Genomic DNA, 23,200 nt, shown 5'->3' with positions numbered 1-23,200 from the left:
TGATAATCGTATGGTGATGAATTCTACTCAAAATACAGCACGTATTACCGCAATTGGCACCTACGTTCCGACACGTATATTGACCAACAACGACCTTGAGAAAATGGTTGATACCTCCGATGAATGGATTTTTCAGAGAACAGGGATTCGTGAGCGAAGAATTGCCGCAGATAAGGAATTTACAAGCGATCTTGCAATCGCCTCTGTTGAAAAGCTGATCGAAACGTATCAAAAAAGCGTAACCGATGTAGATATGATTCTCGTCGCCACAAGCACGCCCGATTATCCTTTCCCGAGCGTTGCTACCCAAATCCAAGCTCACTTTGGAATCGAGCAGGCAGGGGCGATGGACCTATCAGCGACCTGCGCAGGGTTTACGTATGCCTTGCACGTTGCAAACACGATGATCTCCTCAGGCTTGCATCAAAAAGTATTGGTAGTGGCTGCAGAAACCCTGTCCAAAGTGACCGATTACACGGATCGTACGACATGCATCTTATTTGGAGACGGTGCCGGGGCTGTTTTGGTAGAAAGAGATGAGAAGGCTCCGGGCTTTCATTCCTTCTACTCAGGCTCAAAAGGAGACGGAGGCATACATGTCTACCGCTCTGGCATGTCAGAGAAAATGTTCGGGCGCGATTTGACACCAACTGGCTGCATCGTCCAAAACGGCAGAGAAGTGTACAAATGGGCGGCTACCACGATTCCCAAAGGGATGGAGCAGGTGGTTAACCGAGCAGGTAAAAGCTTGGAGGATGTTGACTGGTTCATTCCTCACAGCGCCAACCTGCGGATGATTGAGTCCATTTGTGAGAAGAGCGATTTCCCGATCGAAAAGACTCTTGTCAGCATGACGCACTACGGCAATACATCGGCGGCCAGCATCCCTTTGGCGCTTGATCTGGGGATTCAGCAGGGGAGGGTAAAATCAGGCGACACACTCCTTTTATACGGCTTTGGTGGTGGACTCGTCCACGCAGGCCTGATGCTCACCTGGGATTTGGATGGAGAAAAATAAGAAGAAGCACCGACCGATCATGATTACGGGTCGGTGTTTTTTTGTGCCAGATTAAAGGAGTAAGCTCTCTTTCAGGGAGGTGTAGTAATGTGGTCGTACCCATAGCTTTTGGACAGTCTGATACCGGTCACGTCGTGTTGTACTTCTGTTTACTAACGGTGTGCTTGTATGTAGCTCGGACGGATACTTACGAGAGGAGAATTCCGAACCGTGCGCTTTTATTCGGGCTGCTCTTTTCGGTGATAGTGGCTTTCCTCTTTATCAAGGATTATCTCTGGTCCATGCATGCTTTATCCGGGGCCGTTTTCTTCCTGGGATTTGCCCTGTTCAGTTTCTGCTTACCTTTTGCGATGGGGATGGGAGATGCCAAGCTGCTTGGTTTTATGGCCTTTGCACTCGGCTTTCAGGAGTTCCTGTCTATGCTTACGATTACATGCGTGACAGCTTTCCTGGCGGCACTCTTTTTATCTCTCGCGAAAAAAGTCAGTACGAGACATACTCTGCCTTTTGCACCTTTTGTGGCGATAGGTATGCTCTGGCAGCTGCTTTCTCTTGTGCTAGATTTTGTTTGATAGAATTACTAGTATGTGTCATAACCCGTCCAGAGGCAACGTAAGCTAGTACAAAGAGCCTGTTGCTGGGAGGGCATGAGTATGAGCGGAGAAAAACGAAATAATGTCACCGTTAAAATGAACGGGAAGTTTTGGGAAGAAAAACGCGAGGACAGCGCAGATAAGCAAATACCAAAGAAAGAATTGCCGCCGCGCGTGCGAATTCAAGCACCCCCGATTTCCATTCCAGGTCCGATTCATGTGAAAAATGGAAATGATGCTATGGATCGGATGAAGCAGCTGCGAGAGATGGGAGAGCGTGAGGCACCAAGAGAGGCAGAGATGCCGGATTTCGTCGAGCAGCATGAAGAGATTCACCATGAGGTTTTTGAAGAGAAGAGGTTTGGTAATACGAAGGTCAGTCAGCTCTTCTCCTACTTTCCAAAGGGACCAGTCTTACAAACGGTTTTGACTACTGGGGGAGCAATCTCTGTCGGGTTGTTGTTCGGCTTTTTGGTACTGACGGTTTTTACAAAGGAAGAGTTCCCGGAGTCTTATCGTACAGTGTTAGAGGATACAGTGCAGACGCTGACGGCTGCAAGTCCAGCTACAGATAATCAGAAGCTCGCAGGTCCTGTTTTGCCAGGGGAGGCAGGCAGCGTAGGAGGGGCAACTCCGGCCACTTCTTCGTCAGCCGGTAGCGAGAGTGAAATTACGCTTCAGCTGCCACAGATCAATATGTTTGTAGCGCAAGCAGGCGTCTTTCAAAAGGATGCTGCTCCAGATACAGTTGCTCAGCCGCTCGATAAAATGGGCATACCTCATCTAGTGTACAAGGACAGTGCCAAGCAATACATGTTTGCAGCGGCTGCGCCTACAAGAGATGCTGTTCTCGGATTTGCGACCAGTCTGAAGAACAAAGGAATGGATGTTTACGTCAAAGAATTTGCCTTCCCCACTTTTCAAGGCACGCTTCCGGTTGTCCAGACATCAGGAGCCGCACCGGATGTGAGTGGCTTTTTCAGCAAAGGAGCAAAGCTGATCCAAACCCTGTCATCCCACTCTGGACTGATCATTACCACAGGTCAGCTCTCCTCTTCACCCCAAGAGACAGCAACGCTCAAGGAACAGCATCGCCAATTCTTGGAATCAAGCCGAATGGTGCAAGTTCCCGAAGCCATGAAGCCGCAGTATACAGCGATGGTAAATGGCATCAATCAGGCGATGGCAGCCAGAGAAAAAATGGCAGAAGCGAGTGCAGGTAAAAAAGTAGAAAGCGCCGAATCCTATGCATGGCAAGTACAGGCGGGTGTACTAGAGTATTTGGAGGGGTACGCGGGTCTGCTCCAGCAGGCACAGAAAAAAGAATAGGTTCGCCTTTGAGCACGAGACTTCCGCAATGTTTTCTTGCAGGAGGTCTTTTCTTTATATACAGTAACTACCAAGAGCAATCAGGGATTGTTTCACACTCCCCCATTTGCTAAACTTATTGATGGCAAAAAGAGAATCCCTTCTAGAAAGGGAGTTGGGGAAGCTATGGGAAAAGATACGCTTATACTGTTGTTATTGTTGGTCAGTGGACTCTTGTTCGGCAGCATTGTAGGGGAGATTTTGGGTCCCTGGGTCCCTTTTCTGGCCAAGAGCAAAATGATAACATGGTCACCTGCGGCAGATTTAGAAATTTTGAAGTACGACCTGAACTTCCAGGTAAAACTAAATCTAGCCAGTATCGGAGGGCTTGCCCTCGCATTTTGGATACATCGACGCATAAAGTAGGGTGAAAAATGACGGAAACAAAAGAATCTCTCATTCTTGCTTCATCCTCGCCTCGTCGCAGAGAGCTACTGAAAAATCTCGGTATTGCCTTTGAGATTTTGACCAGCGATGTGGATGAGACTACGGCACCAGGGCTTTCACCGGAAGATGTAGTGAAAGAGCTGTCTCTACGTAAAGCCGCGGCTATCGCTGATCGGTTGACGGAAGGGATTGTCTTGGGCTCTGATACCATTGTTGTCTTAAACGGACAAATTTTAGGGAAGCCAGTGGACGAGAGTGACGCATTCCGAATGCTGTCCATGCTGCAAGGTCAGGAACACACTGTATACAGTGGCGTCGCGCTGATTGATGCTGCAACTAAGCGTTCGGAAGTATCGTTTAGCCATACCCAGGTAAAGATTCGTCCGCTTTCAAAAGTGGAGATTGAATCTTACATTGCAACGAGGGAGCCGATGGACAAGGCAGGTTCCTATGCAATTCAGGGTATTGGTGCTACGATCGTGGAAGGGATTAAAGGCGATTATTTTACAGTTGTCGGTCTTCCGCTATGTTTGACTGCCAATATGCTCTCTCGTTTTGGTATTGTGATTTTATAGTTGTCTAGCTTGGCTTCAAGTGGCAACGGCCATACTTCTAATGATCGCCCTCCATGCCAGCCGTTCCGATAAAAGTGAAAATGGCTGGAGGCGGTAGAAAAATGGCAACAAATACCTGTAACAAAATAACCGTGAAAAACGTCCCTTACTATGAACGTCCTCGGGAGCGGTTGCTTCGAGAAGGAGCAGACCATTTGTCTGATACAGAGCTTCTTGCCATTTTACTGCGGACAGGCAGGGAACAAGAGACTGCCTATGAGCTTGCTCAGAGGTTGTTAGTCAGGTTTGGCGATTTACGAGGGGTGGCTGATGCCTCCCATGCAGAGCTGACAGAGCTAAAAGGAATTGGTCCGGTCAAGGCGATAGAGCTGCATGCTGCGTTTGAATTAGGCCGCAGATTAGTTGCCGTTCCTCGTCAAAGTCGGGCTTCTATCCGACTACCTCGCGATGTGGCCGAATTGATGTCAACAGAGCTGGCTCATTTGACACAGGAGCATTTTGTGTGTCTCTTTCTCAATACCAAGAACCACGTGATTGGCAAGCAGACGATTTTTGTAGGCAGTCTGGACGCTTCCATCGTGCACCCTAGAGAAGTCTTCAAAGAAGCGATCCGTCGCAGCAGCGCATCAGTGATTTGCCTACATAACCATCCGAGTGGTGATCCCACGCCAAGCAGGGAAGACATCGCGATCACGCATACGCTGCGTGAAGCGGGTGAGTTGGTGGGAATCTCCTTGTTGGATCATGTGATCATAGGGGATGGCAAGTACATCAGCTTAAAAGAGCAGGGGTACTTATAAATGCTTGCAATTGTAAAATAGCGGAGGGAGTTTTTTTATGTTTGGAGGATTTACACGTGACTTGGGGATTGACCTCGGCACTGCTAATACATTGGTTTTTGTGAAAGGGAAGGGAATTGTTGTGCGAGAGCCGTCTGTTGTGGCGATTCGTACGAACAACAATTCAATTGAAGCGGTAGGAAACGCGGCGAAAAGCATGATTGGCCGTACGCCTGGAAACATCGTCGCTGTTCGACCGATGAAAGACGGTGTTATCGCCGACTTCGATACGACAGCAACAATGATGCGCTATTTCATTAATCAGGCGCAAAAAAACCAAGGCTTATTCAGCCGTCGTCCTAATGTAATGGTATGCGTGCCATCTGGGATTACTGCTGTAGAAAAGCGCGCCGTTGAAGACGCGACCAAGCAGGCAGGCGCCAAAGAAGCACATACGATCGAGGAGCCGTTTGCCGCAGCGATCGGAGCGGATTTGCCAGTTTGGGAGCCGACAGGAAGTATGGTTGTCGATATCGGTGGCGGTACGACTGAGGTTGCGATCATTTCCTTAGGCGGGATTGTTACATCCCGCTCCATTCGTGTGGGCGGAGATGAAATGGACGGGGCTATCATGCAATACATCAAGCGCCGCTACAATCTGATGATCGGGGAGCGCACAGCTGAAACACTGAAGCTGGAGATCGGTTCTGCGATTGCACCAGAAGAGGCAGAGAATGTAGATATTCGCGGACGCGATCTCGTGTCAGGCCTGCCAAAAACCTTGTCGGTAAGCAGTACGGAAATTGCTGAGGCATTGGCCGAAACAGTGGCAGCGATTGTGGAAGCGGTGAAGGTAACTTTGGAGAAAAGTCCGCCGGAGCTTGCTGCAGATATTATGGATCGGGGTATCGTATTGACTGGCGGGGGAGCGCTTCTGCGTAATATGGATCGCTTGTTGGCCAAAGAAACGGGGATGCCTGTGCATGTAGCGGAGAATGCACTGGACTGTGTAGCCATCGGTACAGGGCGTGCACTGGATAACATTCATCTGTTCAAGTCGAAGCATGGGATCACCTCTTCCCGACAAAAACGGGGTAAATAAACGGAGGTCAGGGCATGTCGTTTTTCGGGAACAAGCGGCTTATTATCGTACTAGTTGGCCTGGTTTTGCTCATTTCAGTCGTAGGCTACACATCTCGAGAACGAGTCAATCTGACATGGCCAGAAATGTTTTTCAAAGATACCTTCAGCGTGGTGCAGGGCTTGTTTTATCGCCCTGCTCAGGCTGTTTCTGGCTTTTTTAAGGAAATTGATGATGCGTACAGCGTTTACGAAGAAAATAAAGTACTCAAGGCCGGGCTTGATCAATATGCGCAAATGAGCGCAGAGTTGCATGAGTTGAAAGCAGAGAATGAGCGTCTTCGGAAAATAGTAGGGGCACAAGGCTCTCTCAAATCGTATAACCTTATTTTTGCTGAAGTTGTAGCGCGCAATCCAGATACGTGGAACAACGTAATTACCATTGACCAAGGCTTAAAGCAAGGAATCAAAAAGGATATGGCCGTGATTACCTCCAATGGAATGATTGGTCGCGTACAAAGCGTCGCCAATTTCTCTGCCACAGTGGAATTGTTGACCAGCTACGAAAGACGTGACCACATTTCTGCAGATATTCAGGCGAAACAAATCGTAAACGGTGTAGAGGTTTATCAAAACATCAGCGGTGTCGTAGAAGAATATGACTCCCAACAGCGTATGCTCGTCATGCGAAAAATTCCATGGGGCCTGAAAATTGAAGCAAAACAACAAGTGATCAGCTCGGGTCTTGGTGGGGTCGTTCCGCGTAACTTGCCGATCGGCTATATCGTGCGCGTCGAACCAGATGACTATGGCTTGACTCAAACGGCGTACATCCAGCCGAGCGCCGATTTCTCACAATTGAACGAGGTTATGGTTGTGGAACGCAATTTTTCCATTTCAGCAAATGGTGAAGTCATTCCGCAGCAGCCAGTAAATCAAACATCAGCACCTGGGGCAAATGGTAAAGCGGTACCGCCCGCTTCAACTGGGACAACACCGCCTCCAGCTGGGGGTGGACAGTAATGGCTCGCTTTCTGCTGACAGTGACTGTAGTGGTGTTGTTTGTCCTCGAAGGAACTGTTATGCCAGTCTTCTCACCAGAGACATGGGGTCTGTCATGGACGACAGTACCCCGCTTTGCGCTTGTATGCTGCATTTTTATCTCGGCGTTTTTGGGGCGAAGAGAAGGTCTTTACTACGGGCTTGCCTTTGGCTTTCTCCAAGACGTCCTGTTTGGTCAAGTCATTGGCATTTACATGATGTCTATGATGGTAGCCAGCTACTTTGCGGGGATGATCGTGCTTTTGTTCCAACGCGGGTTCGGGATGATGCTCGTGACAACCATCCTCATCCTGTTTGGCCACGAGTGGCTGCTGTACAGCCTGTTTCGCTTGTTTTCGGCTGCCCCTTATGACGTTCAATGGATTCTCACTAGACAAATCTTGCCGAGTGTGGTCTTTAATTTCGCGTTTGCCTTGATTATGTACGTTCCTATTATGAGAATGTGCAATAAAATTTTGGCAAAACGAGATTTGCTCATGGAATAAGGGACCCGGAAAGGAGGGAGAAGCTCGTGGAAGAGGCCAAAGAACCGAAATCTCACATACCTGTGAGACTGAATATATTGTTCTTGATCGTATTTTTGTTCTTCGCAGCGATTATTTTACGGCTTGCCTTTGTGCAGTTGGTAGAAGGAGAGCAGTATCGACACGAGCTGGAAAAGTTCAGCATTCGTGAGCTGCCTATTTCTGCTCCGCGCGGCCGAATTCTTGATAAAAATGGCGTTGTTCTCGTCTCCAATAAGCCCGTTTACACCGTTCAGTACGTCGAAGAACAGGGCAAAGATATTGATGAAGAAAAGGTAGCGGATCGATTAGCAAAAATATTAATTCCGGATATCACGAAATTCGGGACGGATAAAGAGCTCCTGAAAAAGACGATCGAGCTGCGCTCTACACTGCCTGTCGCGTTTGACAGGGAGAAAACGAGTAAGCTGAAGGAACAGATTGCAGCCAAATTAAAAGCTGTTCCGAGGCAGGAAGATGTGGACAAGATGTCTGACTTCCAACTCGTAAAAACGGCTATGTATGTAGGACTGCGTGTACGGTCTCCGTTTGATGATCGTGAGCGCAATGAAGTCATTAAAAAACTGACTACCCATTTAAAAGGAACAGGTCAGCAGCTTCCGGATTTTAATAACATGTCCGATACAGATCTGTTGAAATATACAATTACTGCAAATCTGGACATAAGCCTTACCTTGGACAAAGAAGATAGAACCGATTTGGCCAAAGAGGTAAAGACACAAATTCGGTTGCTACCGTCTCCAACCGGACTCTCAGATAAATCGGATATGGATCTCCTCCGGTTAGTTAACTTATTCGGTATGGATATTCCTTTGCCATTGAACGAACAACAACGGCAATTCCAGTGGCACAAGCTTTCCCTGCTACAGGAGTTGCGCTCTCCACAGTTGGCTAGTTATATCCCGCGTCGTGTCAAGGTGAATATTACACAATCTGAGATGTTTCAAATCGAAGAAAGACGGACAGAGCTGCCAGGGATTAGTGTAGAGCTGGAGCCAGTCAGACAAATTTTTGAGGATCCGGATGGGTCAGCATTTGGAACCCATTTTCTGGGCTATATCAACGCCATTAAGCCCGAAATTTTAAAGGAATACGTAGCGCAGGGCTATAATGCGATCGACCGGATTGGTGTCACGGGACTGGAAAGCTCCTACGAGCGTTTTTTACGAGGCAAGGATGGGATCATGGATGTCCATGTTAACAAAAATTCCGAGACGGTTGAAAAGACGTTGCGTAGGGCGCCTGAGCCAGGTAATGATCTCGTGCTTGCATTAGACTGGCGTTTTCAAAGTAGGGTCGAAGCGATCTTAAAAGAGGAATTTGAAGCATTTAAGAAAAAGCCGACCACGCCAAAAGAATTCAAAGATACCCATGTTCTCGTGATGAATCCCAATACGGGAGAAATTTTGGCGATGGCTAGCTACCCTGATTACGATTTGAATTTGTATTATGATCGCAAGAAATTCAACGAGAATTACTCGTCGTTGATCCTTCCAAACGAGGCAAACCGGTTCATTTATACACCGTATCCACCTGCTTCCACCTATAAGCCATTGTCCGTTATGATTGCTCTACAGGAAGGCTTGACTACGCCTAATGAAACGATCAATGACCGCGGTGGGTTGAAGATCGGAACTTCGACGTATAAACGGAACTGGAAGCCAGGAGGGCATGGGATTGTTAATGCTCGCCGTGCCCTGCAGGTGTCAAACAATACGTATATGTATGAAATGGCGGTTCGTCTTTTGAGAAGAGGTGGCGAAAATTGGATCAGACAGTTTTCTGTTCTCGATTACTACAACGCTCAGTTTGGTTTAGGAGTAAAAACAGGAGTTGATTTGCCAGGTGAAAGTACTGGCAGACCGAACCCTTACAATTATTACGGCAACCTTGCAGATGCCATGATCGGTCAGTACGACCTGTTTACACCGATGCAAATCGGACAGTATGTATCGACGATTGCCAACGGAGGCTACCGAATTCGTCCACATCTCGTCAAAGAGATTCGTCGTGGTACAACCGATCCGAAAAAGCCGGGACAGACCCTTACGCTGATCGAACCTGAGGTGCTCAACCGCGTCGAGATCGATCCAAAGTACATCCAAGTGGTCAGAGAGGGTATGCGCATGGTTACGCAGCCAGGCGGTACCGTTTCCAGAGCGTTCGCCGGGTTGCCGTTTGCAGTCGCTGCCAAGTCAGGTACAGCCCAAACTGGACAAAAAGCAGAAAACGCCTTGGTCGTCGGCTTTGCTCCTTATGAAAACCCGCAAGTCGTTTTCGTCGTTATTGCTCCAAACAGCTTGCGCGATGGAACGTCGAGTTCTGATGCAACAGGACCGATCGCACGCCGATTGCTGGAAGCGTACAACGAGTTGAACCCGGGAGTACTCACCCACGGAGTAGTTCCCCCGTCGTCTGAAACAACCCAACCGTAATGAGCCCGCTAGGAATTGACCCGATTCGGCAAATTTTTCATGTGGAGCAGGAAAAATCTTTCTATGTGGCGAAAGATATCGGTCGAGGTGAAACCGGTGACGACTGTGAAAAGCAAGGTCACAATCAAAGGAACGAAAGACGGTCTCGTCTTCTTTATGGACGATACTTGTTCCTTCGACGAACTGCTGGCCGACTTGCGTGAAAAAATAGAGCATAGCCACCAACAGATTTTGTCGGGGCCGCTGATTCGGGTATCGATTAAATTGGGAAAACGTTACTGCTCACCTGAGCACCAAGAGCAGTTGACTCAAATTATCCGGCAAAAGGGGAACCTCGTTATTCACACGATTGAAGCCGATGTGATTACACGGGAAGAAGCTTTTGCTGAACGTCTTAAAACCCATTTCTCTGTGCAGGTGAATACCGTTCGCTCTGGTCAAGTACTGGAGTTCGATGGTGATTTGCTCTTGCTAGGAGACGTCAATCCAGGCGGAACAATTCGCAGTACAGGAAATATATATGTGCTGGGCCATCTCCGAGGATATGCCCACGCTGGTATTTCTGGAGACAATCAAGTCATCATTGCCGCAGCTGTCATGAGTCCTACCCAATTGCGGATTGCCGACGTGATCAGCAAGCCGGGTGAAGAGTGGACGAACAATTCCGGGGGCACCGAGTTTGCTTATCTGGAAGATGACACAATGCTGGTGGCAAAAATGAATTACTTGCCGCGAATTCGCCCCGAGCTGGGTGAAAAAAAGCATGAGGGTTGAGGGAAGAGGAGGAACGGACGTGGGGATAGGAATTGTCGTAACTTCAGGCAAAGGCGGCGTGGGAAAGACGACCACATCCGCAAATTTAGGAACTGCGCTAGCGTTATTAGGTCAAAAGGTATGCATGGTAGATACGGACATTGGACTTAGAAATTTGGATGTGGTGATGGGACTGGAAAACCGGATCATCTATGATCTGGTCGATGTGGCAGAGGGCTCATGTCGCCTCCCGCAAGCACTCATCAAGGACAAGCGATTTGAAAATCTGTCGCTTTTGCCTGCTGCCCAGACAAAGGACAAGTCTGCAGTAAGTCCCGAGCAAATGAATGAAATCGTGACGCAGTTAAAGCGCGAATTTGATTATGTGATTATTGACTGCCCGGCTGGAATCGAACAAGGCTTCCGTAATGCTGTGGCAGGAGCAGATCAGGCCATCGTCGTAACGACGCCCGAAAAGGCTGCCGTGCGCGACGCTGACCGAATTATAGGCCTTTTGGAGCGAGAAAAAGTAGGCATGCCGAAGCTTGTCATCAACCGGGTTCGCTCTCATATGGTGAAAAACGGAGATATGCTCGATGTCGAGGATATTTTGGATTTATTAGCCATTGACTTAATCGGAGTAGTACCAGATGATGATCACGTGATTAAATCAGCCAATAATGGTGAGCCTGCTGTGATGAATCACGAATCACGTGCTGCAATCGCTTATCGCAATGTTGCTCGCAGATTGTTAGGGGAAGCAGTTCCGCTGCAGCCTCTTCAGGAAAAAGCGGGTGTATTTCACAAGATGCGCAAATTCTTTGGGTTAAAATAGGTAAGGCAGGGCTCCCTTCTGAAAAAGAGGGGAGTCACGTTTTCTAGGAGGAAAAGTATGGACCTGGAAAAACGTTATTTAAAGACGCTGGACTGGACCATTATTTTGATTTTGGCAGGGCTTGGCGTGTTCAGCTATCTGGGCATCTCAGGATCTGCTGCCGGGGTTGACAAAGCTCATCAGCAGGTAACGTGGTATATAATCGGATTTAGCGTACTAGCTGTTATGTTGCTTTTTGACTACCAGTTATTTCACAACACCGCTTATATCTTGTACGCTTTTGGGCTCATATTGCTGATTGGTGTATTTGAAACGAAACCGATCAACAATACGACCAGCTGGTATGACCTTGGACCAGTACTATTCCAGCCATCCGAGCCGATGAAGCTATTCACCATATTGACCGTTGCCCGGTTTATGGCAAAGCGTGCAGAAGATCCGGATCGATTTTACTACTTTTACAAATTGATTCCAGTGGCTTCGCTCGTAGGAGTCCCCCTGCTGCTGATCCTTCTACAGCCTGACTTGGGAACGTCATTGGTATTTATGGCGATGCTGACTACCATGCTCATTGTCGGTGGGCTTCGTTTGAAGCATGCCGTGTATTTGCTTGGATTAATTGGGAGTTTCTTTGGGACAATGACCCTGCTGTACGAGTACAGGCAAGATATTTTCTTTAAAATCGTCAAGCCCTACCAATGGGATCGGGTCGTCTACTGGATGGACCCGGATATTGACGCGATGGGGAAAGGCTTTCAGCTCAAGCAGGCGCTGATTGCGATTGGCTCGGGTCAGCTGTTCGGAAAAGGAATAGACACCCCAACACAAGCCAGCTTCGGCTGGGTGCCAGTCGGTGAAAGTGACTTCATTTTCACAGTCATCGCAGAGAAGCTCGGTTTTGTTGGTGCAGGCTTCCTGATGATTTTGTTTTTCTTTTTGATTTACAGGATGATTCGGATCGCCATGGAAGCTAAAGATCCATTCGGCTCCTATGTCGTTGCCGGAGTCGTGGGGATGCTTACCTTCCAAGTTTTTGAAAACATTGGAATGACGATCCAGCTGATGCCGATCACGGGTATTCCGCTTCCGTTTATCAGTTATGGGGGTAGCTCACTCGTTACCAACTTTATGATTATGGGTGTTGTCCTCAATATCGGCATGCGCAAAGACAAGCTGCGCTTCGACTAAATTGCGTGACAAAAGGAAAATCATATGATAAAATCATCCTAAGTTAACCATTTTTACAAGTTATAGTGATTTGATGGATTGGTTATGGAGTCGTACGGATGTGAGAGACGTCACCATTTGTCAATCGCGATTCGTATGGCTTTTTTTCCTTGACGCAAAAGGCTTATCTGTAAAAAAGAGGTTAACGCTACACTCTTTCGCCTTATGGGGCGTAATGTTCAGGGAGGTTTTGTTTCATGCAACAAGGTATCGTAAAATGGTTTAATGCAGAAAAAGGATACGGTTTCATCCAAGTTGAGGGTGGAGACGACGTATTCGTACATTACAGCGCGATCCAGACAGAAGGTTTCAAATCTCTGGACGAAGGCCAAAAGGTTGAGTTCGAAATCGTCCAAGGAAGCCGTGGACCACAAGCTGCTAGCGTAACTAAACTGTAAAATTCGACAGATTCGAAGGCAGTCTCTCAATGGGGAGACTGTCTTTTTTGCGTGTTTTCGTATCATACGTTGTCCACAGTGAATCATGCGTTAAGCAGCCGAGGTACGTCATAAAGCAGGTAGACAAGTCATAGGATAGTACAAAGCTTGGCCTGCGGAGGGATGTACATGTTCGGTGAAGTAGATCGGGTAAAAGAAAGACGGCGGGAGAGGTTGGAGCGAATCCGTACGCAGTCACGTGACAGTTTTTCACCCTTTGTGGATGATTGGAAAGATCCTATCGAGCCGACACCAGACCCCTTTGGCTTTCCACTTCGAGATGACGATTCGATGAACCAGCGGCCTTCTCATGAAAAATGGGGCTTGCAAATACTGGCGTCTGTGATTTTGATCGGAATGGCGTATCTATTGTTTCAAACGACATTGATTCCGGCTACATGGAAAAACCAGGCGCGCGAAGTGATGACGCGTGATTTTAATTTTGCAGGTGTGGCAGACTGGTATGAAGCCAAATTTGGTACGATGCCTACACTATTGCCTTCGATAACAGGACCAAACGCAGTCCCGGCTACGGGTACAGGCAAAAAAGAAGCCGTCTGGAAGCTGCCGACCAGCTGGAAGGTGGTCAAAGCGTTTGAAGCTAAGAGTGCCAAGGTCGTTCTGGATACGGGAATGGCAAATAAGGTGACCATCGGCGAAATGGGCTGGGTCGCTTTTGTCGGGGAGCAGCCAGGCTTTGGTACCACTGTTGTTGTCCGCTTGACCGAGGGACGCGAGGTCTGGTTCGGCAATTTGGATGAGGTCAAGGTAACCAAAGACGAGGTTCTGCAGCCAGGCCAAGAAGTGGGTACCGCACGTGCTGTGAACAATACCTCCAGGCACTTATATCTGGGAGTAAAAGCGGACGAACAGTTTGTGAATCCTCTGGAAGTGATCCCCTTTGAATAGGGGAGGATGGCTTGGGATAAAAGTTCGGGTACACTTGCTCTTCTGGGCGGTGATTGGCCTGTCCGTTGTGACAGGTCATTTTTTAGAGGTCATTACCTTATTTGCAATCGTGCTGATTCATGAAATCGGTCATGTGGCAATGGCGAAGGAATTGGGGTGGACGGTGACGGAAGTGCAGCTTCTTCCGTTTGGCGGTGTCGCTACCATGGAAGACGCTTATGCAACAGATCCGCTTGACGAGATTGTCGTGGCGCTTGCAGGTCCGTTTTTAAATGTCGTAATGATGGGTGTTTCCTACTTGTTTTGGTACGGGGAGTTGTGGACTGAGGAATGGGCCCACTTTTTTCTGGTCAGCAATGCGACGATCGCCCTATTTAATCTGCTGCCCATTTGGCCACTGGATGGCGGGCGTATTCTGCAAGCGATTTTTTGCTGGTTATTGCCTTACCGAAAAGCCGCGCTCCTCTCGTTGACGAGTAGTACCCTGCTTGCCGGGATTATGGTTGGCTTTTCAGGGCTGGATATGAGAGTGAACCTGCTCGTTATCGGTTTGTATTTGCTCGCGGTAAACATTCAATCGTTTTTGCGCTTTCCCTATCAGTTTTTCCGATTTTTGATGGAAAAGTATGTGCGAGAGCCTGATGAGCATGCTGTACAAGCTCTGACGGTTGCCCCTCATGAAACCGTGTTGACAGTCGCTCATAAGCTGCACAGAGGGTCCTCGCACTTATTTTACGTACAGGGCGCGGGCCTATTGCCTGAAGAAAAGCTTTTGCACGCGCTGCTTTTTGAACAGAAGCATGATGCAAAGGTCGAAACGCTCCTCTAAAGATGAGTGCCAGTGGAGGGCAGCTCGCTAATCAGTAATTCCCTTGCTTGTATCATCGTTAGTCACTCCTCCCGTTATGCATCGCCTTTTCTTTTCCAGGTGCCTATGTTAGATTACTTCGTATGAGTCCGATAGTCCTTCTGTTGGACAAATTTTTGTGCGGGAATATAGGGAGTGACAGTAGTGAGACAGATTGCAATCAGTGGTACGGGAGGAAAGGTGCGCGCTGCCTTGCTGGAGGGAGGTCGGCTGAGGGAGTGGCGAACAGCGCATGAGGGCTCAGAAGTCGTGGTAGGCGAGCTTTTTGTCGGACGCGTCGCGGATGTTAAGCCAGGAATTCAGTCCGCCTTTGTGGATATTGGAGCTGAAAAAAATGCGTATCTGTATGTAGACGACGCTCTGCCAAGAGACGGGGTGCAAGCGCAAAAGCAAGCGATCAACGAGCGAATTCACGTCGGAGAAACTATTTTATTGCAAGTGAGTAAAGAAGGATCTGAGCTGAAAGCACCCAAGCTCTCGATGCGAGTCAGCCTGCAAGGCCGATTTCTGGTCTTTCTGCCAAAAGAAGAGGGAATTTCTCTTTCTCGTAAAATCGGCGACAAAGAAAAGCGCCAACGTCTTGAACAGACTTTAGTCCCGTTGCTCGAAAAAAGCGAGGGCATTATTGCTCGGACAGAGGCGGCAGAAGCAAGCCAGCAACAGCTGATTGATGAGCTGACTTACTTGCGAAAAAACTGGCAAGAGATTTTGCAGCAAGTAGCTGGAATGAAAGGGCCAGGGCGTGTGAGTCGCTCGGGCGAATGGCTGGAAAAAATCGTGCAGGATTTTTCTTCGCGAGGCTTTGATGAGGTGATTGTTGAGCACGCGCCGACTTATCAGCAGGTCAAAGCGGTTATGACTGTTTTTGCTTCCGATCGGTTGCAAGCAGTGCGCTGGTATCAGGGAAATCAGCCGTTATTTGAGCAGCTTGGTGTCGAGGCAGGTGTAGAGCGCGCGTTGCAACGACAAGTCTTTTTGAAAAGTGGCGGACATTTGGTCATCGACAGAACAGAAGCCATGACTGTCATTGATGTAAATACAGGCTCATTCACTGGTGGGGGCGGGCAGCAGCGAGAGCAAGCAGTCACCGCGACGAATTTGGAGGCTGCGGAAGAAATAGCACATCAGCTGCGCCTTCGAGATATCGGTGGAATCATTTTGATCGATTTCATTGATATGAAGGAGCAAGCAAACAAGGAGCGACTCTTGGCGGTTTTAAAGCGTGAACTGGCACGTGACGATGTGTCGTCGATAGTGCTTGGAATGACGGCTCTAGGTTTAGTGGAGATGACGCGCAAAAGAGTTCGACCAAGTCTCGTAGAACGAATGACGGAGCCGTGCACTGCCTGTGGAGGTCACGGTCGTGTACAGTCGATTGAGGAAATGTATCTGAGGCTGCAAAATGAAGTGGCAGCTCTGAAACGCGGACAGGAAGCAGAGGCGCTGCTGGTACAATTGCCGACTCGTTTGTATCAGTGGATCACAGCAGGGCAGCACGAGCAAGACAAAAGCAACTGGCACGCTGGTGTATACAAACTGCACGAGCCATTGCTAAAACCAGATGAATATCGCATCATGTACGTCGGCAGTGAAAAAGAAGCGGCGCGCCTATATCAAAAGCATAAGCAAATGTCTTGACTGGGCGATTGAAACTATGATAATCTAATGGTTGTCATGCAGCTATGCCTCGTGCATACTGTAACCGCACGAACCAGGTCCAAAGCCGTCATCCTTTGACGCACCTGTGTAGGCGAGTCTGAGTATAGGAGGTGCACACAGTGTACGCAATTATCGAAACCGGTGGAAAGCAATACAAAGTTGAAGAGGGAGCAGTTCTCTTCATCGAGAAGTTGGCTGATGTTGAAGGTGAAGTAGTTACTTTTGACAAGGTTCTTCTCGTGAGCAAAGACGGTTCAGTTACAGCAGGTACTCCTACTGTAGCTGGTGCAACGGTAACTGGGAAAGTAGAAAAACACGGTAAAGCAAAAAAAATTATCGTGTACAAATACAAATCCAAGAAAAACTACCGTCGCAAGCAAGGTCACCGTCAACCATTCACTAAAGTAGTGATCGAAAAGATCAACGCTTAATTGGTGACTTGTTATGATTGAAGTGATCGTGAACCGTGCCTCGCACGGGATCCATGAAATTAGTATTTCCGGACATGCCAATGCGGGTGCCTATGGGGCGGACATCGTTTGTTCTGCTGTATCTGGCATCAGCTTTGGTATATTAAACGCCATTCGGCCTTTGACGGGCATCACTCCTGATGTCTCTGTCGCACAAGAAGGCGGTGGATTCTTGAAATGGATTCTTTCTTCTTCGGAGGATAAGGCCATACTAGAGAAACAGCAGCTTTTGGCGGAGAGCATGATTATTGCTCTTTTGTCGGTTGAGGCGCAGTACGGTAAATACGTAAAAGTGAAAGATGATAAATGGCAAGGAGGTGTCTGATATGAATATGCTGTTTAATTTGGACCTTCAGTTTTTCGCTTCGAAAAAAGGGGTAGGTTCCACAAAGAACGGTCGCGACTCCATTTCCAAACGTCTGGGTGTGAAGCGTGGTGATGGTCAATTCGTTACTGCTGGTAACATCCTCGTTCGCCAACGCGGAACAAAGATTTATCCAGGAGCTAACGTAATGAAAGGCGGAGACGACACTCTGTTTGCAACTGCAGATGGCGTTGTTCGTTTCAAACGTCTGGGCCGTGATCGCAAGCAAGTTGTGATCGAGCCAGTAGCTTCCGAAGCATAAATATCTGGAAAGAAAAAACCCAGCTACTTAGCTGGGTTTTCTTTACTTTCAAGTGTTTTATGCTTGAAAACATTGTCAAGGATGAAAGTATAAGGACAACATAGCGAGACTGTGCCCTTTGGGTACGAAGGCTGCACCAAAAGTCATGGTGCAACCAAGTTTTCTAATTGCCCCGCTTTTTTTTGTGATACAATAGGTAGGAAAGAAATTCTTATCGACTTGGGTGAATGAGATGGGGTACGAGCGGAGACTGTTTACACAGCAGACCGACCAGCTGCTGGATGTTTTGAACAGGCAGCGGCATGACTGGTTGAACCACGTTCAGGTTCTGCTCGGCTATTTGCATTTGAACCGTACTGAACAGGGAGAAGCACACTTAAAACGCATTGCCCAGATGGCCATGCAGGAGTCCATGGTGGCTCGTCTGAATAGCTCCCTATTGTCCGTCTTCTTCTTGACATTTAATGCACTGAACAAGGACATGCTTTTAGAAGTAGACGTGTGCAACCATGTGGATCTCACGCGAATAGCTTTGGACGAAAAGCTTTTGTTTCAGTTGGTGTCAGAGATATTATGCACAGCGAACGATCACGTAGACCAAAGCGGGTACGAGCCTGCGAACATGCAAGTAACTCTATCTACTGGCGAGAGTGGCGTTCATTTTCGTTTTGACCTGGCCGGAGGGCTTCGTGCATCCGGATTGGAAGAATTGGAAAAACTGATACGTAAAAGCGAACAGAGTACGGTGGAGGTCACCGAGTGGATACATACCGAGAATGAATGGGTCCTGGATTTGGTGGTTCCATTCGCGTAAAGGAAAGAAGGTGACACCATGTTTGTCGATCAGGTAAAAATTTATGTAAAAGGTGGGGACGGAGGAAACGGAGCCGTCTCTTTTCGCCGGGAAAAGTACGTGCCGCTCGGAGGTCCAGCGGGTGGTGACGGTGGACGCGGTGGAGATGTTATTTTTGTCGTAGATGAGGGCTTGCGGACATTGGTAGATTTCCGCTATCAAAAGCACTTCAAAGCACCTCGTGGAGAGCATGGGCGCAACAAATCCCAGCACGGTGCAGGAGCAGAAGACATGTATGTTCGTGTGCCTCCGGGAACGACCGTTATTGACGATGATACCAAAGAAGTCATTGTTGATTTGATAGAGCATGGTCAAAGTGCGGTGATTTCCAAAGGCGGCCGTGGTGGACGGGGAAATATTCGTTTTGCTAATGCATCCAATCCAGCTCCTCACATCTCGGAGAACGGTGAACCTGGACAAGAGCGGTACATCATGATGGAGCTGAAGCTGATTGCCGATGTAGGTCTTGTTGGATACCCAAGTGTAGGGAAATCGACGCTGTTGTCCAGTGTGACCGCTGCTAAACCGAAAATTGCGGCGTACCATTTTACAACCCTGACGCCTAATCTGGGTGTGGTTGATTTGGGGGAGAACAGCTTTGTCATGGCGGACTTGCCTGGATTGATCGAGGGTGCTCATGAAGGGGTAGGTCTGGGACATCAATTCCTGCGTCATGTAGAGCGTACCCGTCTGATCGTGCATGTCATCGATATGGCAGGAGTTGACGGTCGTGATCCGTATGAGGATTATTTGCAAATCAATCGTGAGCTGGTCCTGTACAACCTCAAGCTGGAGGATCGCCCACAGATCGTGGTAGCAAACAAGATGGATCTGCCTGAAGCTGCAGAAAACCTGAAGCGCTTCAAAGAAAAATTGCCGGATGTACAAGTATACGAGATTTCCTCTGCGACCAGACAAGGTGTGCAGGAATTGATGTATGCAATAGGTGATTTGCTGGCGACCATCCCGGAAAAAACAACCGTCGAGGAAGTTGTGGAAGTGGAAGAACGCGTGGTCTTCCGCGCAGAAAAAGAACCAGATGGATTCGAAATCACAAAAGACAACGAAGTGTTTGTTGTCAGTGGTGAGAAGATCGAAAGACTGGTGCGCATGACTAACCTGAACAGCTATGACTCTGCTCAGCGCTTTGCTCGTCAAATGAGGGGCATGGGTGTGGACGAGGCATTGCGCAAGCATGGAGCGAAAGACGGAGATACCGTTCGGATTGGTAAACTAGAGTTTGATTTCGTGGAGTGATGACAAAGACAATGATTGATATCCCATCCCTCACCCCATTTATGGCGGATAAACGGCTCCAACGAGGCGCTGTTTTGCAGATGCTCATCTCTAAGCAGGTAAAAACCCCGATTCAAGTAATGATCGAACATGTAAAGGGCGGCTATCTCGTTGTGTCCCATGAGATGAAGTCTGAAGCGATACCGGATCTGCTAGGATCGACAGTTCGTGTTCGATGGGAAACGGATGCGGCGGTCAATACCATTGATTTGGAAGTAGTTTCAGAACAGACCGTATGGCCAATTAGGCTCCTCGCTATGGTCCCGATCAGTGTCGGGGTAGAAATATCGCTCAAAGGCAAGCAAGATGTGCTTCCACCTGATAACGTCATTTCTGTTCCTTACAAAGTGATGGGAGCAAGACCGATCGAAGAAAAGGGCCAAGCGCTCCTGCTCAAGCTTTCTCCTACGCGTCTTGTATTGGCGACGGATGGTTATGTATCCAAAGGGGAATTTCTTCACTTGTCGTTTAACGTCCCTTCCTTCAATCAGGAAATTGTCGGCATGGCGAAAGTGGTGGAAAAGAACTTTCAGGATACACAGACAGTCATTGAATTGATATTCACAGATATTAGTGAAAAGCATCATCAAATCATCAAAGATTACTATAAAAAGCTCGTTACTGCCGCTTCTTCCTAATGAAGCGGTTTTTTTCCTTTGCTGTTCCTCGTAAGAAGGTATATAGTAGAGTACATAGAGTTCTAAATCGAGCCTGTTCAACATCACACTTGAAGTATCGTTTTCCTATATTTGTTTGTGAAATCATGCACTACTTGAATAGTTCGTTAACATGCATACTTCACTTTGTGAAAAATATAACAAACAAGCTGAATTGGGAGAATGGCGGCCTTACTCGTATGAACAGGCATCGAGAATAAAAGGCCTCTATTTCAAAGCAAAGGAGGACGTTTTCCTATGTCTCAAACAACTACGCAACAAGCTGCTGCTGAAGTAGCAAGCACTGCTACATTGGCACCTGAGCAACAACTGGATGTGCTCGATCAGTTGATGAAACCGGAAATTCAAGAGTCGCTTACAGTATTGGTGGCAAATCTGCCGAAACTGGCTGAAATGACAACAATTCTGACCAAAACGTATGATCTGGTACAAACGGTAGCGACAGACAAAGTGCTGATCGACGACCTCAAAGGCGGAATGGAAGAATTCGTGAAACCGATTTCCGACAAAGCAAAGGGCATCGCGCAAGCCGCTATCGAGGCGAACGACCGTGCCCATGTGGAAGCATCCACCGTTGGCTTGTTTGGTATGCTCAAAATGCTGAAGGATCCGCAAGTTCAAAAAACATTGCGTTTTGCTCAAGCATTCCTGGAAGTTCTGGCTGAACGTCAACAAGAAAAACGCTAAATCAATTACCATTGAAAGACAAGGACGGAGGATTGGGCATGGCGAAGCATATTCTGATTCTAGGCGGCGGTTATGGCGGATTGCTCTCCGCATTGACTGCACGCAAATATATGACAGCTGAAGAAGCAACGATCACTGTAGTAAACCGTTTTCCTTCTCACCAAATCATCACTGAGCTACACCGTTTGGCAGTAGGAAACCTTTCGGAGCAAAACGTGGCACTACCTTTGGACAGACTGCTGCGTGGCAAAGATATCGACCTCGTGGTTGATAGCGTAGAAAAAATCGGATTGGATTCCCAACGCGTTACACTGGCTAGCGGCGAATCTATCAAGTACGATGCACTGGTTATCGCATTGGGCAGTGAGACAGCATTCTTTGGGATCCCTGGCTTGCAGGAATACAGCTTCACACTGAAATCCGTTGAAGAAGCGAACAAGCTCCGTGCTCACCTCGAAGAGCGCGTAATCGAATTCGGAAAAAGCAAAAACAAAGCAGACGCAACCTTCGTGGTTGGTGGCGGCGGTTTGACTGGTATCGAGCTCGTTGGTGAATTCGCTGACATGCTGCCAGGACTGTGCCACAAGCATGGAGTTGATTTTGCAGACGTTTCCATCTATTGCGTAGAAGCAGGTCCTTCCATCCTGGCGGGCTTTGCTCCTGAGCTGGTTGAGCGTGCAAAAACGAGCTTGGAAAAACGCGGTGTGCAGTTCCTGACAGGGGTACCTGTAACCGAAATGAAAGAAACCACTGTATGCCTGAAAGACGGCGGCACCATCGAAACGAAAACAATGGTTTGGACAGGTGGCGTTCAAGGAAATCATGTAGTAGCTGAGTCCGGTATCGAAGTAAACCGCGGCCGTGCTACTGTAACTGAATTCCTGCAATCCACTTCCCACCCTGATGTATTCCTGGCGGGTGACAGTGCGGTAGTAATGGGCCCAGAAGGTCGTCCATTCCCACCAACTGCTCAATTGGCATGGCAAATGGGCGAATTGGTTGGTTACAACCTGTTCGCACACTTCAAAGGCACAAAAATGAACAGCTTCACGCCAGTATTCTCTGGTACTCTGGGCAGCCTGGGTCGCAAAGATGCGATCGGTACAATTGGTGCTAGCCAGATCAAGCTGAAAGGCTTGCCAGCTTCCTTGATGAAAGAAGCAAGTAATGTACGTTACCTGGCTCACATCAACGGATTGTCTTCGTTGGCATACTAATCCAAACCCACGTGAAAACCCGGGGCTTACACGCTCCCGGGTTTTTTGCTGTAAGCGGGATCTATCCGTTTCCGCTAGGGTCCTCAATAATGTTAGGAGATTGGGCCATTTTTTTACCCTTTGTATTGTCGCCAAATTGATCAAGACTGCTTGGTTTCCCTGCCGGATGATTGTTGCGGCGCTCCGACTTATCTGATTTTCCACGTCCTGCCATTGTCTGTCACCTCCTCTTGCTCACGATCATCTCTAGTCTGTACGAAGGGCAGCCCCCTCATGTAAGCAGAAGTGAACTGAATACGATTCTGTGAAAAAAGTTAGCGGTAAGGATTGTCATAGGGGGGGTAATCCGTTATAATGTCCTCTATGAAGAAACAACTGTTTTTCTCAGGAGGACACTACAGGTGAAACGGGAAGAAAAATTTTACTTGATTCGAGCCGACATCCTGCCTGAATCGATTGCGAAGACGATTGAAGCGAAAAAAATGCTGGAGTCTGGTGAAGTGGATACCGTCAACGAAGCTGTTGATCGTGTAGGGTTGAGCCGGAGTGCTTTTTACAAGTACAAGGATGGGATTTACCCTTTTAACGCCATGATGAGTGAAAAAATCATGACGATCACTTTTTTACTGGAGCATACATCCGGTTATCTGTCCAAGGTACTGACCTTTGTAGCAGATCAGGGTGGAAACGTACTTACGATTAACCAGACCATTCCGCTGCAGGGGATTGCGACGATTTCCATGTCTGTTGATATGGCACAACTGCGCGTGTCCAGCACGGAATTTTTGGAAAGCTTACAACAAATACCTGGCGTTCGCAAAGCGATGATCGTCGGCAGAGGGTAGAAGGGTAGGAGGAGAGAGAC

General features: G+C 48.1%; 27 protein-coding genes and 1 other annotated feature. Of the genes, 26 read left to right on the top strand and 1 reads right to left on the bottom strand.

Going from position 1 to position 23,200, the window contains the following annotated elements; genetic code table 11:
* Positions 1-10 precede the first annotated feature (10 nt).
* From SB752_RS08395 to SB752_RS08275, 25 genes are all read left to right on the top strand, one after another.
* Positions 11-1,018, top strand: coding sequence for a ketoacyl-ACP synthase III (locus tag SB752_RS08395; RefSeq protein ID WP_410715222.1), 1,008 nt, complete (start codon positions 11-13; stop codon positions 1,016-1,018).
* A gap of 89 nt (positions 1,019-1,107) precedes the next feature.
* Positions 1,108-1,590 carry a prepilin peptidase gene (locus SB752_RS08390; protein ID WP_410715221.1) on the top strand — a complete coding sequence of 161 codons (483 nt, stop codon included), beginning with the start codon at positions 1,108-1,110 and terminating at the stop codon, positions 1,588-1,590.
* A gap of 81 nt (positions 1,591-1,671) precedes the next feature.
* Positions 1,672-2,940: a hypothetical protein gene (locus SB752_RS08385; RefSeq protein WP_410715220.1), complete on the top strand. Its 1,269-nt coding sequence runs from the start codon at positions 1,672-1,674 to the stop codon at positions 2,938-2,940.
* Between the two features lie 165 nt (positions 2,941-3,105).
* Positions 3,106-3,345, top strand: a complete 240-nt coding sequence (locus SB752_RS08380) for a DUF4321 domain-containing protein (protein ID WP_103108325.1) — start codon at positions 3,106-3,108, stop codon at positions 3,343-3,345.
* An 8-nt stretch (positions 3,346-3,353) separates the two neighbouring features.
* Entirely contained in the window at positions 3,354-3,941 is a 588-nt protein-coding gene (locus SB752_RS08375) for a Maf family protein (protein ID WP_410715219.1), read from the top strand.
* A gap of 101 nt (positions 3,942-4,042) precedes the next feature.
* A complete protein-coding gene (gene radC / locus SB752_RS08370; RefSeq protein ID WP_410715218.1) occupies positions 4,043-4,741 on the top strand; it encodes a RadC family protein in 699 nt (232 codons plus the stop codon).
* 37 nt (positions 4,742-4,778) lie between these two features.
* Positions 4,779-5,822 carry a rod shape-determining protein gene (locus SB752_RS08365; RefSeq protein WP_103108266.1) on the top strand — a complete coding sequence of 348 codons (1,044 nt, stop codon included), beginning with the start codon at positions 4,779-4,781 and terminating at the stop codon, positions 5,820-5,822.
* 14 nt (positions 5,823-5,836) lie between these two features.
* Positions 5,837-6,823: a rod shape-determining protein MreC gene (gene mreC, locus SB752_RS08360; RefSeq protein WP_410715217.1), complete on the top strand. Its 987-nt coding sequence runs from the start codon at positions 5,837-5,839 to the stop codon at positions 6,821-6,823.
* Entirely contained in the window at positions 6,823-7,347 is a 525-nt protein-coding gene (gene mreD, locus SB752_RS08355) for a rod shape-determining protein MreD (protein WP_410715216.1), read from the top strand. Before mreC ends, mreD begins: the two co-directional genes overlap by 1 nt.
* A gap of 26 nt (positions 7,348-7,373) precedes the next feature.
* Positions 7,374-9,821, top strand: coding sequence for a peptidoglycan D,D-transpeptidase FtsI family protein (locus SB752_RS08350; RefSeq protein WP_410715215.1), 2,448 nt, complete (start codon positions 7,374-7,376; stop codon positions 9,819-9,821).
* A gap of 96 nt (positions 9,822-9,917) precedes the next feature.
* Positions 9,918-10,595 carry a septum site-determining protein MinC gene (gene minC, locus SB752_RS08345; protein ID WP_410715453.1) on the top strand — a complete coding sequence of 226 codons (678 nt, stop codon included), beginning with the start codon at positions 9,918-9,920 and terminating at the stop codon, positions 10,593-10,595.
* 19 nt (positions 10,596-10,614) lie between these two features.
* The gene (gene minD / locus SB752_RS08340; RefSeq protein WP_410715214.1) at positions 10,615-11,409 is read left to right on the top strand and encodes a septum site-determining protein MinD; all 795 of its coding nucleotides are present in this window, start codon (positions 10,615-10,617) and stop codon (positions 11,407-11,409) included.
* A 57-nt stretch (positions 11,410-11,466) separates the two neighbouring features.
* Positions 11,467-12,597, top strand: a complete 1,131-nt coding sequence (gene rodA, locus SB752_RS08335) for a rod shape-determining protein RodA (RefSeq protein WP_410715213.1) — start codon at positions 11,467-11,469, stop codon at positions 12,595-12,597.
* Positions 12,598-12,833: 236 nt separating this feature from the next.
* On the top strand, positions 12,834-13,034 hold the full coding sequence (locus tag SB752_RS08330; RefSeq protein WP_103108272.1) for a cold-shock protein: 201 nt from the start codon (positions 12,834-12,836) through the stop codon (positions 13,032-13,034).
* A gap of 168 nt (positions 13,035-13,202) precedes the next feature.
* A complete protein-coding gene (locus SB752_RS08325; protein ID WP_410715212.1) occupies positions 13,203-13,982 on the top strand; it encodes a peptidoglycan DD-metalloendopeptidase family protein in 780 nt (259 codons plus the stop codon).
* Positions 13,975-14,811 carry a M50 family metallopeptidase gene (locus SB752_RS08320; RefSeq protein ID WP_410715211.1) on the top strand — a complete coding sequence of 279 codons (837 nt, stop codon included), beginning with the start codon at positions 13,975-13,977 and terminating at the stop codon, positions 14,809-14,811. Before SB752_RS08325 ends, SB752_RS08320 begins: the two co-directional genes overlap by 8 nt.
* A gap of 183 nt (positions 14,812-14,994) precedes the next feature.
* On the top strand, positions 14,995-16,488 hold the full coding sequence (locus SB752_RS08315; RefSeq protein ID WP_410715210.1) for an Rne/Rng family ribonuclease: 1,494 nt from the start codon (positions 14,995-14,997) through the stop codon (positions 16,486-16,488).
* Positions 16,489-16,540: 52 nt separating this feature from the next.
* Positions 16,541-16,618 (top strand) — a sequence feature (ribosomal protein L21 leader region).
* A gap of 10 nt (positions 16,619-16,628) precedes the next feature.
* Positions 16,629-16,940: a 50S ribosomal protein L21 gene (gene rplU / locus SB752_RS08310; RefSeq protein ID WP_212964772.1), complete on the top strand. Its 312-nt coding sequence runs from the start codon at positions 16,629-16,631 to the stop codon at positions 16,938-16,940.
* A gap of 13 nt (positions 16,941-16,953) precedes the next feature.
* Positions 16,954-17,304 carry a ribosomal-processing cysteine protease Prp gene (locus SB752_RS08305; RefSeq protein ID WP_410715209.1) on the top strand — a complete coding sequence of 117 codons (351 nt, stop codon included), beginning with the start codon at positions 16,954-16,956 and terminating at the stop codon, positions 17,302-17,304.
* A 7-nt stretch (positions 17,305-17,311) separates the two neighbouring features.
* Positions 17,312-17,605 (top strand): 50S ribosomal protein L27, encoded by a 294-nt coding sequence (gene rpmA / locus SB752_RS08300; protein WP_005832382.1) that lies wholly within the window; start codon positions 17,312-17,314, stop codon positions 17,603-17,605.
* 232 nt (positions 17,606-17,837) lie between these two features.
* A complete protein-coding gene (locus SB752_RS08295) occupies positions 17,838-18,419 on the top strand; it encodes a Spo0B C-terminal domain-containing protein (RefSeq protein ID WP_410715208.1) in 582 nt (193 codons plus the stop codon).
* Positions 18,420-18,437: 18 nt separating this feature from the next.
* Positions 18,438-19,715, top strand: coding sequence for a GTPase ObgE (gene obgE, locus SB752_RS08290; RefSeq protein WP_410715207.1), 1,278 nt, complete (start codon positions 18,438-18,440; stop codon positions 19,713-19,715).
* A complete protein-coding gene (locus SB752_RS08285) occupies positions 19,715-20,392 on the top strand; it encodes a PilZ domain-containing protein (RefSeq protein WP_289135323.1) in 678 nt (225 codons plus the stop codon). The genes obgE and SB752_RS08285 overlap by 1 nt, the downstream gene beginning before the upstream one ends.
* Positions 20,393-20,668: 276 nt before the next feature.
* Complete coding sequence (locus tag SB752_RS08280) at positions 20,669-21,118, top strand: DUF1641 domain-containing protein (protein WP_049737924.1); 450 nt, start codon at positions 20,669-20,671, stop codon at positions 21,116-21,118.
* Between the two features lie 38 nt (positions 21,119-21,156).
* Entirely contained in the window at positions 21,157-22,335 is a 1,179-nt protein-coding gene (locus SB752_RS08275) for an NAD(P)/FAD-dependent oxidoreductase (protein ID WP_410715206.1), read from the top strand.
* Positions 22,336-22,396: 61 nt separating this feature from the next.
* On the opposite strand, the gene SB752_RS08270 is transcribed toward SB752_RS08275, so the two are convergent.
* The gene (locus SB752_RS08270) at positions 22,397-22,549 is read right to left on the bottom strand and encodes a hypothetical protein (protein ID WP_164684841.1); all 153 of its coding nucleotides are present in this window, start codon (positions 22,547-22,549) and stop codon (positions 22,397-22,399) included.
* A gap of 187 nt (positions 22,550-22,736) precedes the next feature.
* Between SB752_RS08270 and SB752_RS08265 the strand changes: the two genes are divergently transcribed.
* On the top strand, positions 22,737-23,180 hold the full coding sequence (locus SB752_RS08265; RefSeq protein WP_103108279.1) for an ACT domain-containing protein: 444 nt from the start codon (positions 22,737-22,739) through the stop codon (positions 23,178-23,180).
* The last annotated feature ends 20 nt before the right edge of the window (positions 23,181-23,200 follow it).

Source organism: Brevibacillus sp. SIMBA_040 (assembly GCF_046535075.1).
Lineage (GTDB): Bacteria > Bacillota > Bacilli > Brevibacillales > Brevibacillaceae > Brevibacillus.
This window is presented reverse-complemented; position numbering and strand designations above follow the sequence as displayed.